Annotated in this window: 9 protein-coding genes and 1 other RNA gene; 8 read left to right on the top strand and 2 right to left on the bottom strand. The window is 42.4% G+C overall.

The window, feature by feature from the left end; all coding sequences use genetic code 11:
• The first annotated feature begins 60 nt into the window (after positions 1-60).
• The 7 genes from eno (at position 61) to A6049_RS20800 (ending at position 9,453) form a co-directional block, all read left to right on the top strand.
• Positions 61-1,347, top strand: a complete 1,287-nt coding sequence (eno, locus tag A6049_RS20835; protein ID WP_063566488.1) for a phosphopyruvate hydratase — start codon at positions 61-63, stop codon at positions 1,345-1,347.
• Positions 1,348-1,567: 220 nt separating this feature from the next.
• Positions 1,568-1,801: a preprotein translocase subunit SecG gene (gene secG, locus A6049_RS20830; RefSeq protein ID WP_024629498.1), complete on the top strand. Its 234-nt coding sequence runs from the start codon at positions 1,568-1,570 to the stop codon at positions 1,799-1,801.
• Positions 1,802-2,252: 451 nt separating this feature from the next.
• Positions 2,253-5,030: a ribonuclease R gene (gene rnr / locus A6049_RS20825; RefSeq protein ID WP_063566487.1), complete on the top strand. Its 2,778-nt coding sequence runs from the start codon at positions 2,253-2,255 to the stop codon at positions 5,028-5,030.
• Between the two features lie 180 nt (positions 5,031-5,210).
• Positions 5,211-5,693: an SsrA-binding protein SmpB gene (gene smpB / locus A6049_RS20820; RefSeq protein WP_024629496.1), complete on the top strand. Its 483-nt coding sequence runs from the start codon at positions 5,211-5,213 to the stop codon at positions 5,691-5,693.
• 679 nt (positions 5,694-6,372) lie between these two features.
• Positions 6,373-6,737, top strand: a transfer-messenger RNA (tmRNA) gene (gene ssrA / locus A6049_RS20815).
• 575 nt (positions 6,738-7,312) lie between these two features.
• On the top strand, positions 7,313-7,897 hold the full coding sequence (locus A6049_RS20805) for a hypothetical protein (RefSeq protein ID WP_063566486.1): 585 nt from the start codon (positions 7,313-7,315) through the stop codon (positions 7,895-7,897).
• A 224-nt stretch (positions 7,898-8,121) separates the two neighbouring features.
• On the top strand, positions 8,122-9,453 hold the full coding sequence (locus A6049_RS20800) for a DUF4062 domain-containing protein (RefSeq protein WP_063566485.1): 1,332 nt from the start codon (positions 8,122-8,124) through the stop codon (positions 9,451-9,453).
• 180 nt (positions 9,454-9,633) lie between these two features.
• Here A6049_RS20800 and A6049_RS20795 read toward each other — a convergent pair whose 3' ends face one another.
• Positions 9,634-11,148: a bifunctional N-acetyltransferase/class I SAM-dependent methyltransferase gene (locus tag A6049_RS20795; RefSeq protein ID WP_063566484.1), complete on the bottom strand. Its 1,515-nt coding sequence runs from the start codon at positions 11,146-11,148 to the stop codon at positions 9,634-9,636.
• 292 nt (positions 11,149-11,440) lie between these two features.
• Between A6049_RS20795 and A6049_RS20790 the strand changes: the two genes are divergently transcribed.
• Positions 11,441-11,638, top strand: coding sequence for a hypothetical protein (locus A6049_RS20790; RefSeq protein ID WP_063566483.1), 198 nt, complete (start codon positions 11,441-11,443; stop codon positions 11,636-11,638).
• Positions 11,639-11,811: 173 nt separating this feature from the next.
• Here the strand turns inward: A6049_RS20790 and A6049_RS20785 are convergent, their stop codons facing one another.
• Positions 11,812-12,534, bottom strand: a complete 723-nt coding sequence (locus A6049_RS20785; RefSeq protein WP_095206174.1) for a hypothetical protein — start codon at positions 12,532-12,534, stop codon at positions 11,812-11,814.
• Positions 12,535-12,702: the final 168 nt, after the last annotated feature.

Here is a 12,702-nt window from a genome sequence, read left to right as displayed (position 1 = left end):
AAACTCAACTATTCTGAACGTATTAAAATAAAATTCCAAATTAAAAGGAGATTATCACTCATGACTATTATTTCTGACGTGTACGCTCGCGAAGTCCTCGACTCCCGCGGTAACCCTACAGTTGAAGTTGAAGTATACCTGGAGTCCGGCGCAATCGGACGCGCAATCGTTCCATCTGGTGCATCTACTGGTGCCCACGAAGCTGTTGAGCTTCGCGATGGCGACAAATCCCGTTACCTGGGTAAAGGCGTTCTGCAAGCTGTTAAAAACGTAAACGAAACAATCGCTCCAGAAGTAATCGGTATGGATGCATTGGATCAACTGGGTATCGACAAATTGATGATTACTTTGGATGGTACGCCAAACAAAGGTAAACTGGGTGCTAACGCAATCCTGGCTGTATCCATGGCTGTAGCTCGCGCAGCTGCTGACGCTTTGGATCTACCATTGTACGTTTACCTGGGCGGATTCAACGCTAAAGTACTGCCAGTACCAATGATGAACATCATCAATGGTGGTGAGCATGCTGACAACAACATCGATGTTCAAGAGTTCATGGTTCTTCCAGTTGGAGCACCAAGCTTCAAAGAAGCTCTTCGCGTAGGTGCGGAAATCTTCCACAACCTGAAATCCGTACTAAGCTCCAAAGGCCTGAACACAGCTGTTGGTGACGAAGGCGGCTTCGCACCGAACCTTGGTTCTAACGAAGAAGCAATCACTACAATCATCGAAGCGATTGAAAAAGCAGGTTACAAACCAGGCGTTGACGTATTCCTGGGTATGGACGTAGCTTCCACTGAGTTCTACAAAGATGGTAAGTACACACTTGCTGGCGAAGGTAAATCTTACACTTCCGCTGAGTATGTTGACCTTCTGGCTTCATGGGTTGAGAAATACCCAATCATCACAATCGAAGACGGTATGTCCGAAGATGACTGGGATGGTTGGAAATTGCTCACTGAGAAATTGGGAGACAAAGTACAACTCGTTGGTGATGACCTGTTCGTAACGAACACAGAGCGTCTGGGTAGAGGTATCGAACAAGGTATCGGTAACTCCATCCTGATCAAAGTTAACCAAATCGGTACATTGACTGAAACATTCGATGCAATCGAAATGGCTAAACGTGCAGGATACACTGCTGTAATCTCCCACCGTTCCGGTGAGTCCGAAGACAGCACAATCGCTGACATCGCTGTTGCAACAAACGCGGGTCAAATTAAAACGGGTGCTCCTTCCCGTACAGACCGTATCGCGAAGTACAACCAATTGCTCCGCATCGAGGATCAACTGGGCGAACTGGCTCAATACAATGGTCTCAAAGGTTTCTACAACCTCAAAAAATAAGTTGTCTTACGAAAACTCATGGGCAAGCCGGGTAACCGGCTTGTCTTTTTTATTAAGTTGATTTTAATTACTAAAGAAGATTAAAAGGGTTGAAAATGTTGGCTATATCTCAGTAATTGAGGAAATGCCACTACTTGTATCACGTTAATAGCTGTGTTACAATTAAAGTAACTGTTTTTATGGTGAGATGTTATGCCCACATGGGTAGGAGGTGGAAAGAATGGATATTGCTTTGAAATTGCTGCTCGTGGTGTTTTCGATCGGTCTAATCACTGTAGTATTGCTGCAGCACGGGAAAAGCGCTGGTTTGGCGGGTGCCATCTCCGGTGGTGCGGAACATCTTTTCGGTAAAACGAAAGCGCGCGGACTGGATCTTTTCCTGCAACGTGCAACAGTTGTACTGGGTGCAGGATTCTTCATTTTGTCTATCATCGTTACTGTTGTCTCCAAGTAAGAGTTGGAGTGCCTTATGTAACGCGATAGTTTCGAGCAGGAACGCTTGAATGATTAACCTTCGTTTCGAGAAGAAACGGAGGTTTTTTAATAAATTCATTCATGACCAGTCTTTTCCAATGAACTACATGATTCTGATCTTCGATTTCTTCTCACTTCCGTTCGGTTACCTTCCTACATATTCGCCCTGTTCTGGGCCGATTCTTTTCTGTCTTTTCGAGAGCAAAACACATGTAGCATAAATGCTGTTATGATGCATGAAAGCGCGGTTATGCAAGGGGCCATGCATGCTTGGTTTATTTTGCAGGGTACGGATGCGCCGGATTGAATTCGTGTATACTAGGGTATGAGATAGTGAGGCCTGAGTTAAATGGCTTTTCTATTTGTAAGGTTTCTGATACATAGAGAGATGAAACAAGATTACACTTTTATGTTTCCCGAGGTGAATATTAATGATAACAGAACAACAATTGCTCGACTTCATGCGGGATACCGCTTATAAACCGATGACTTATCAGGAACTGGAACAGCACTTCGAGATTGAAGACGCGGCTGATTTCAAAGCCTTTTTAATTATGCTTAATACGTTGGAGGAATCCGGCAAAGTCTTGCTGACTCGCAATAACCGCTACGGCATGCCAGAACGTATGGATTTGGTGCGCGGACGTTTGCAGGCTCATGCGAAGGGGTTTGCTTTCCTCATCCCTGAGGATCGGGAACACCCGGATGTGTACATCCATGCCAATGATATGAAAAGCGCGATGAACGGAGATACGGTATTTGTTAAAGTGACTTCTCAAGGTCCTTCCGGTGGGCGTTTGGAGGGCGAGATTGTCCGTATTGTTACCCGTGCGGTCACGCAAGTGGTCGGTGTATTCCAAAGCCACGAGGTTTATGGCTTCGTCATTCCGGACGACAAGCGGATTAACCGAGATATTTTCATCCCACGCACGAACTTTAATGGAGCTGTTGATGGGCAAAAAGTTGTTGCGAAAATCATCAGCTATCCAGAGGGGCGGGCAGCAGCAGAAGGTGAAGTGATCGAGATTCTCGGTCATAAGGATGAACCGGGCATTGATATTTTGTCAGTGATTCGTAAACATCAGCTGCCTGAAGCTTTCCCGGATGAAGTGGTGGAAGAATCCGAAAAAGCACCGGATGCCATTACGGAAGAAGAAATTATCCAGCAAGGTCGCCGTGATCTGCGTGGGTTGAATATCGTTACGATTGATGGCGAAGACGCGAAGGATCTCGATGACGCTGTCAATGTGGAGAAACTGCCTAACGGTAACTATCGTCTGGGTGTTCATATTGCCGATGTAGGCTACTATGTGAAGGAAAACTCCAAGTTGGATCAGGAAGCGTACAATCGGGGATGCAGCGTGTATCTGGTGGACCGTGTTATTCCGATGCTTCCGCAACGGTTGTCCAACGGGATCTGTAGTTTGAACCCGCAGGTAGACCGCTTGACCCTGTCTTGTGAGATGGAGTTCAACGACCAGATGAAGGTTGTGAAACACGACATTTTCACAAGTGTTATCAAGACCAAAGAGCGGATGACGTATTCCAACGTTCGTAAAATTCTTGAAGGTGAAGAGCCTGAATTGTTGGAGCGTTACAAGGACCTAGTGGATGATTTCCACTTGATGAAAGAGATTGCTTTGAAGCTTCGTGCGATGCGTATGCGCCGCGGTGCGGTTGACTTTGATTTTGAAGAATCCAAAATCATCGTGGATGAAGAATGCAAACCAGTCGATATCGTGAAACGGGAGCGTTCGATTGCGGAGCAAATCATTGAGGAATTCATGCTGGCAGCCAATGAAACGGTAGCAGAGCATTTCCACTGGTTGAAGGTTCCGTTCATTTATCGTGTGCATGAAGATCCAGATCAGGAAAAACTGCAAAATTTTCTCGCCTTTGCGGCGAATTTCGGACACCACGTCAAAGGACGTGGCAACGCGATTCATCCACGGGCGCTTCAATCCCTTCTTGAGGATATCAAAGAAACGAAAGAACAAACCGTTATTAGTACAATGATGCTGCGTTCCATGAAACAGGCGAAGTATGATTCTGAGATGTCTGGTCACTTTGGTCTGGCGGCAGAGTTCTACAGTCACTTCACATCACCGATCCGTCGTTATCCCGACCTCGTCATTCACCGTGTTATTCGGGAAGTGATTGAGAACAATGGGGCTTTGCCTGAGAACCGTCAGGAGTATTTGGCTGGACGTATGGCCGATATTGCGCAACAGTCTTCGGAACGCGAGCGAGTGGCGGTTGAAGCTGAGCGCGATACAGAGAAAATGAAGAAAGCCGAGTATATGCTTGATAAGGTCGGCGAAGAGTTCGAAGGCATGATCAGCAGTGTTACCAGCTTCGGTATGTTCATTGAACTGGAAAATACGGTAGAGGGTCTGATTCGCCTGAGTGCGCTCACAGACGACTATTACCATTTTGACGACCAACATATGGCTCTGATTGGCGAACGCACCTCCAAGGTCTTCCGCATCGGTGATGAGGTGAAGATTCGTGTAGCGCGTGTGAGCATGGAAGAGTACACGATTGACTTTGAAATGGTTGACATGAAACCTCGCGGCGAACGTCCAGGTGGCTTCAGCGGTGGACGTGGCGGTAAAGGTGGACGTCCTGCTGGTGGCGGAGCACGCGGCGGCGCGAAGAGTGGTTCTGGTGGATTCAGTGGCTCGCGTGGTGGTAAAGGCGCGCCAATCGGTGCTGGAGGCAGCCGTGGCGGCAGATCAGCCGATGAAAGCAGCAAAGGCGGACGTGGCGGTCGTAGCGGAGCTTCGAACACAGTAGGAAGCGCGGGTGGCAAAGGTGGCGGCAAACCGAGAGGTGAGCGTCGTGCTGGAGATGCCGGCGGATCAGCAGGCCGGAGCAAGGGAGCGGTAAGCTTTGGTTTTGGTTCGGGCAAAGGTGGTTATAGCTCTACCGCAGGTGGCCAGGAAGGCACTTCAGCTAGTGGACAAGGGAATGCTCTGAACAGCGGCAGCAGTCGTGGTGAAGGAAGCTTCAAATCCGGTAAAGGCGGAGGTAAAGGTGGCAAAGGCGGTAGTGGACGCAAAAACACCTCACCTAGCGGTGTGTTTATCGGAGAAGGAGCTACACCGGGTGGTGTTCAGGAAGGCGGAGCACCACGCCGTAAGCGCAAGAAGAGTAAAGGCGCACCAGCCAACGGAACGGCGGCTTTTGTACGGAAGAAGAAAAAGTAATCGCGTTTCGCTGAGCATGAAATGAGTGTAATGGGAAGGGGCGGCGCAGACCGCCTCTTTCTTGATTTTAACAGCGGTCCTTGCTACAATTAAGTTCTGGCATGTGGTACCTGAGAAAATGTATGGTGCGCTGCTGTAGAGCATAGGTACCGGCTTATTTTACGGAGAAGGAGTGAGGACATGGGCAAGAATGATGGACAGAGTAAAGTGCTTGCACAGAATAAAAAGGCTTCCCATGACTACTTCATTGAAGATACGTATGAAGCGGGCATGGTGCTTACCGGAACGGAGATTAAATCTCTTCGTAACGGCCGTGCGAATATTGGCGATGCATTTGCCACGATTCGGAACGGTGAGATTCATATTCACAATATGCATATTAGTCCTTTTGAACAAGGGAACCGTCATAATCCAATTGATCCAACACGTACACGCAAGCTGTTGATGCATAAAGTGCAGATTCACAAGCTGCTTGGGCTGTCGAAGCAGGATGGATACAGCATTGTACCGCTGAAGATCTATATTCGTAACGGGTATGCGAAGCTATTGCTCGGACTGGGTAAAGGTAAGAAGCAGTATGATAAACGGGAGTCTGCTGCAAAACGCGATGCACAACGTGATATTCAACGGGTACTGCGCGAGAAGCAGAAAGTTGCTCGTTGATTGGGATATGCGAATTTTATGTGTTGAATGGCACAGTTTAGTTAGTTAGTGATAAGCGCGTCATGTTAGAAATAAGGATCTCGAGGTTGCCCGTAATAGGGTGGATCTTGGGATTTTTTGTTTTAATAGAGGTCCATTGATAAGTGGTCGCGGTGTAATGAGTTTGGCGCATCACACTGACCTGTCGTGCGGGTATCTTTCAGATTAATGTTCCAGTTATGGTGTGAGATACACCCGTTGTTGCCGGGTACCATGTAAAAATTGCTTGTGAGTAGTATCGGTAAACTTTTTTTGATGATTGCTGGAAAGAATCGTTGCAGTATGTTTGCTTATGCTGCGTAGTTTGTTCGGATCGTGGGTAAGATAGTTAAGAAAAGCTGTTCATGCTCATGAATTGTCTGCACCTCGGTACTCAACTTTACTTCCCTTGAGGGACGCGGTATAATATGTAGACGCTTGAGCATCATATGTGTGTTGGTTAAACTTGCACAGTTGCTCAGCATGTTGGATCGTCTTCCAGCAATCTATACTTTATCGTTGATTGGTCCTGTGTTATGATGTTCTTGTAGCAGATAGGAATGCCGAGTTTGAAAGAAGCATCTTTTTACCTTGGAGGAAAAAGATGTGCAGCACCTTTGCTCCGTATTCACGGATTAATCCTGGAGCCCTTCTTATATGAGGGGGCGTTTATGGATTCGACGGGGATAGTTCGAGCATGGGTAGCGGGTAGTGGGGACGCGTCCACTTCATCAACGCTAAAGCCTATTAAACGGCAAACAACAAACAAACTACGCTTTCGCAGCCTAAGAAACTGTGTGCGTGCTTCTAACCTGCATCGCCCATGTGACAGGATTAGGGGCTAACAAGTAGTGGGATACGCTGTCACATCTCCGCCTGGGGTGTGCTGAAGAAGACAATCAGGCTGACCCAACGTATAGCCGGTTACGGGGCGATACTCGGGTGACATCAAAACTGTGACTACACCCGTAGAAGCTTATGTGTCGTTATCTTCGGACAGGGGTTCGACTCCCCTCGCCTCCATTAGAGTGAGCAAAAACCATCAATCAGCGTTCTGATTGGTGGTTTTTCAGTTTATGATATAATAAACATGAATTTAGATTGGGGGACTCAAGATGTTTGAAAATCGTGAACAGCTCCAAGAAATTTTAAAAAAAGCTAATCAATACGCACGGAAACAAGCTAAAGAATCAGGTGCTTCTATTTTATTATATAAAGAATAACAAACGCGTTCGTGAGGATGCCAAAGGCAATAAATTTGAAATCATATTTGATGCTACTGGGAGACGCCGAGAGTTTGAATATCATGAGTGAAATCAGACCAGTCTGACTGTGTTTGCTGGAACACGTTTACTATATAGGCCTTGAGGACGTTCAAATGTATATAGATCGTGTTGTAAGTCATTGTGTTGATCAGGTTATCATCATTGATAATACATATGAGCCTTTAATTGTTGCGGAAATCAAGCAGGATAAATTAGTGAATTATCGTACTAGTGAGCCAAGCTTAAGTTTTTAAGCTTATAGGTTTGAGGCTATACGGCCATTATTTAATCCTGTATAGTAGAGCAATTCATCAAAAAAACGATGGGAGTGACTTCGTGGAGCCCATAACCCTGTCCAGAAAAGAAGTACATAAGAAAAACAAATACAGAGGATCATTACTTTTTATATTTAAAGAATTACTATGGAGTAAAGTTGGGGGGATTTTAGTTAGTATTTTCATTAATTTAGTTGCTTACAGTTATATTACAAATAATTATAGGACCTATATGGATGCAGAAGAAAATATAAAGAAAGTACTAACAAATACAGTTACAATTACACACGGAATGGAAAGAAACATAGAGAAAGTGAAATTTGACTATGAAATTAGCGAAGTTGTTCTTAATAAGGATGACACCATAAGTTTTGTGGAAATGGATTTTCGACCTGTTGATCTTGCTCTCGATGCTTCTGATTTTGTAATTAGTGTGGGAAGCGGAAAAGACAGGGAGCTAGATGGTGTTAAACTATATGGCGATGGAACCCATGGGATTTACATATACAACAGAAACACCAATGAATTAGTAAATAATATGATCTCACTAAGGTACTCATTGCGTGAAGAGAAAGAAATTAAAGAAATTTTAAAAACAGAATCTACATCAAAACTTGCAAAATGGTTCCTAGATACTTTTAAATAAAGCGATTTTAAGTTAAAAAGTCTGTTCGTGTCACACACAACTTATCGATGCTAATGCCATTTACAATAGCAATTTGAGGGATATTCAACAACATATTTTTTCATTTTTAACTTATTTTTTATCTGTAATTTTCTTTTGAATTATTTTTTAGGATTAATTAAATGATATAGAGAAGTAGACAAGGTAAGTAACTTTTTTGAAATATAGGGTCTGGGGGTCTGAATATGAGCAGAAAGCTGAGAGTATTTATCAGTAGCACAATGCGTGATTTAATGAATGAACGTGATGCTGTTTGTCACAAACTTAATGGTTTTAATTTTGAACCTGTAAATGCGGAAGATTTGCTTTCGGATGGACGGTCATCGTGGGAGAAATTATCAAGTGAGATTAATACTTGCGATATCTTTATACTAATATTGGGTGATAGATATGGGTGGATCCCAGATAGCGGCTCAAAATCAGAAGAAGGGGTATCTATAACACATTTGGAATATAAACAAGCTATATCCTTAAACATACCAATACTAACATTTCTCAAGGAGTTACCCTACGATGCGGAGCGCAATTCTGAAGATGCAAAAAAGAGGGATTCTTTTCGAGAAGAAGTAAGGAGCTGGGAAAAGGGGAAGTTTACTAGCAACTTTAAGTTAGCATCGGATCTAGCTGACAGTGTGGGAAGAGCAATTATTCTCATGCTATCAGATGAATTCCAAAACGGAAAAATTAGAAAAAGAGCAGAAGAAGTATATGAGGTTGCTAATAAATCTAAAATGGGGTCACTCTCATCTAAAGAACCTTCAGTAATTATTCCATATGATTTGTTAAATAAAATCATAAATAATGATGTTGTACTGTTTGCTGGGGCAGGAATATCAGTATCAACAGGTCTTCCTTCTGCAGCGGCATTTTCAGAAAAACTTGTACAGGATATAAGATTGAGCTATCCAGAATATAGCATAAACAGCGCTGGAAGTGTTTTTGCTGGAATAGCTACGGATTTTGAAGTTATAAGGGGAAGAAAATCTTTAAATGAAGCAATTTCTTCTATGATTCATCCACCACAAGGTGTCGAGCCATCAACTGCTCATATGAATGCCGTTTCATTGTTTGAACAGATTATTACAACAAATTACGATACTCTTTTTGAAGAAGCGGCAAAACTACTAAATATTCAATCTCGAATAATATATAATGAAACCAATAGCTATGAAATTCCAGCGGGTAAAGTTATTATTAAGTTGCATGGTACAAATGATTATCCTGATTCACTGCTCCTTACAGAGGAAGATATATTATTTTTAGAAGAAACAAGAAAAAATCTATGGAGTACTCTTGTGAACTTACTCAACAAGAAAATGATTTTGGTTGTAGGGTCATCTCTACGTGATCCAAGTATTATTCGACTACTGAGAGAGACGAATAATGTCTCAGGATATTTTGTTAATCCAGAAATATATGAGCACACTCAAGGTTTAACAAGTAAATGGAATCTAAAGTGTATAAAGGCTGATGCTGATACTTTCTTTAAGACTTTAGCTAGTACTTTACTTAATTAAAATATACTTTGATTTATATTATATGCGGGGCGATATTCGGGTGACATCAAAACTGTGACTTATGTGTCGTTATCTTCGGACAGGGGTTCGACACCCCTCGGAAAAAAGAACCCTTGTCCACACAAAACCACAACGGGTAGTGAATGACAAGGGTTCGTTTAAGTACTTTTCTAACTTCAATCATTTTCGCAGAACAAGCAGAATTTCTTTTGCTTTGGGGTCAATGTTCGACAGAGGTTCACCCCATCGACCCGCTTGTACAAATAATTTCTCTTCAATACTGAATCCGCAACTTTCACAAAGGGATGTTATTTCAGCCATTGTATACCGTTTGTCGCGGATAATATATTCAGCTGATAGACGTCCATCGTTGTTAAACTGCTCTTTTCTAAAGACCACACCTGTCCTTTCGTCAATTAGATAATACTTTGAATCAAAGACATTACCTGTTGATTGCATAATCTGACTCGGTGGTAAGTTAAACAATCTGTGTTTTTCTTTACGAATGTCCTCGACTTGATGTTCAGCCAAAGATTGCGTTAGTTCCATATTCATAACGGAGATGATGGCGATACCATTCCCATTGAGATGATCGTAAATTTTCTTCAGAATTTTTTTGTTGTCTTGTTCTTCCGGAAAAGAGCCTATAACATCATATAGGCATAAAATAACATCGAACCGCGCTTCTATATTTAGTGCTCTGCAGTCAGCCTTATTAAAGGTAACGTTATTTAACGCGTTTTCAATTCTGTTTTTATTTGCTATCTCAATATTCCCAAGTGCAAAATCAAAACCAGAAACAGTGACCCCCCTCTTTGCCAGTTCAATGCTATGACGCCCCTGTCCACAACCGAAATCAGCAACATGAGTTTGAGATGGATTAGCAATAAAATTAATAATAAAATCAACTTCACTTGTTGTATGTCTTGTCCATGGATGGGATGACATGTCCATTCTTTCATATGCTGTTGCTAAGAAAGTTTCTGACTCTTTTAGGAGTTCATTGAACTCTTTTTCGGATAACGGAAGGAGATCCTGTTCGCGAAAAACAAAGGCAAGCCATTCGCATCCGGGTTGTATGTCACCGAGAGGCCACTGGCCAGGATATAAATCAATTTTTTGATCTAATGAAGAAAGATCTACGTCAAAGTCTGAATCCACAAGAGTATATTCATCATTAACGATATAATCTTTAACGAATTCTACTTCTCTACCTAACTCCTTAATGTCAGCAAGATTATCCCTTACAATTTTTGGATTAACTTTTCGTAAAGTAGCGGACTCCAGTGTTTTAACCGTAAGAGGATTGGATGTGGCGAGACCCCATGCATAGTCGCTAGAAAATCCCCATATAGAAAACATCAGATTTTTTCCGATTTTTTGCTGGCGGAAATCAGTATCCACGACAAGCTGTCGAATCCAAGACATATATCCTTTCCCTTGAATCTCTTGCCTAATGTAAACTGCATGCCCAATCAAACGTTCATCCTTAAAAGCCATTGCAATAAAGTGATTAGGTTTTTCTCTAAGAGACTTATAACGGGTTGGAGAAAGTTTAATTCGCTTATTTGGTTGCGTTTTATGTGTAGATGAATAAAATCCATAATGAGCAGAATATAATTCTGAACAGGCTTGAGCCTCTTTGTCCGTTAATTCAGAACATGGTTTTCTAATATAAGAAATACTATAGTCCATAATTTCACCACCTGGCTTATTTAATTGCCTTGTATTAGTGTACATTATTTAGAGATACATTAAAAATTTACATGTTATAAAATGAACGAAGGTCATTGAATTTGCGTTAAGAAAGTCGGCTTAATCTGCTTCACCAAACAACCTAATCATCACAACCCGGTGAATTGTGGTTTTGAACAGCCACGGTTCGCCTCCATTAGAGTCAAGAAAACCATCAACCTGTTGTTCTGGTTGGTGGTTTTTCAGTTTATGATACAATTACTTTAAAGTTATAAAGATGGAGGTACTCAAGATGTTTGAAAATCGAGAACAGCTCCAAGAAATTTTGAAAAAAGCAAATCAACATGCAAAGCAGCAAGCCAGAGATTCAGGTGCATCCATTTATTATATTAAAAATAACAAACGTGTACGTGAATATGCAGAGGGAAATAAATTCGAGATCGTTTATGATGCAACAGGAAAACGGCAGGAATTTGAATACCATGAGTGACATAAACTAACCAAAAAGAGAGACCCTTGAGGTCTCTTTTTGGTATCTATGAGGTTCAATAAAGGTAGAATTCAAGGCTCAGTTCTCTTAGCGGGAAGTAAGCGGACGAGCTAACAAAATTTCAATCTACGCAACGATCCCATCGTCAATATCAGTAAATCTCTTAACTCATACTAATTATTGAACAACGGTTCCGTGCGAAGCAAATAGTTACCCCTTACCTCTGCAGCCCAATAAGCAAAGACCTCTCTCCATTGAACACTGTTAAAGAAATCGTCTACGGATTGGTTGTCGGAATCCCAGTCAACAAATATGTTGAGAGGTGTGATTCCTCCGGCCCAAATTCCATTACTGATGTCCGTTCCTTTCTCCCTCACTAATAAGATTGGAATGCCGAATTGAAAGGCCATGGCAGGCTCAATTTGAGAAAAGGTCGATCCTTCCCAGAACGGAGTGGTCGTTGGTGGCTCCCCTACATTGGATTCAAGAATTTGAACAAAAAATCTGCGGAAGTTGATTGCGAGCAATCCATAGCTTGAAAAAACCAGGCGCCGTATATTCGTTAGAATGTTTTCCGGGTATTGTTCACTAACGGGTAATGTGCGGGGAAAGAGCAATGCATCTTCGATTTCCCTAATCAGACGGTTCAAAAATTGCTCTTGCGGGCCATTTACCGTGTTGGTTGTACTCAAAAATATAGGAATACGAAAAGCACGGTCTACACATGCATCGATAGCGGATGTTGTGTCCTTTTCATTATGAATGGCCTTATTTGGATTTGAGGAAGAGGTTCTTAAATTACCGCGTACGGGTGGAAGCTCCGTTACCATGCTTACGGGGGAAAGCTTTTTCATGGCAATAGGCTGAGTCTTAGCTTTATTTTTTGGATTACTCAAGGTTCACATCTCCAATGCAAGAGTCTGGTTTATATTTAGCCCAGTCTATGCACATTAGCCCATTTATGTGACGTGATACTCATGAGAGGAGCTTACCCTTTACCCCATCAACCGATTACTGTATTATTTTGAAATTTTACTTCGTACTAGAATGTAATTTATAATAAT

The organism is Paenibacillus sp. O199 (genome assembly GCF_001636635.1).
Lineage (GTDB): Bacteria > Bacillota > Bacilli > Paenibacillales > Paenibacillaceae > Paenibacillus > Paenibacillus marchantiae.
Note: the sequence above shows the minus strand (reverse complement) of the source record. Positions and strands in the feature narration are given on the sequence as shown.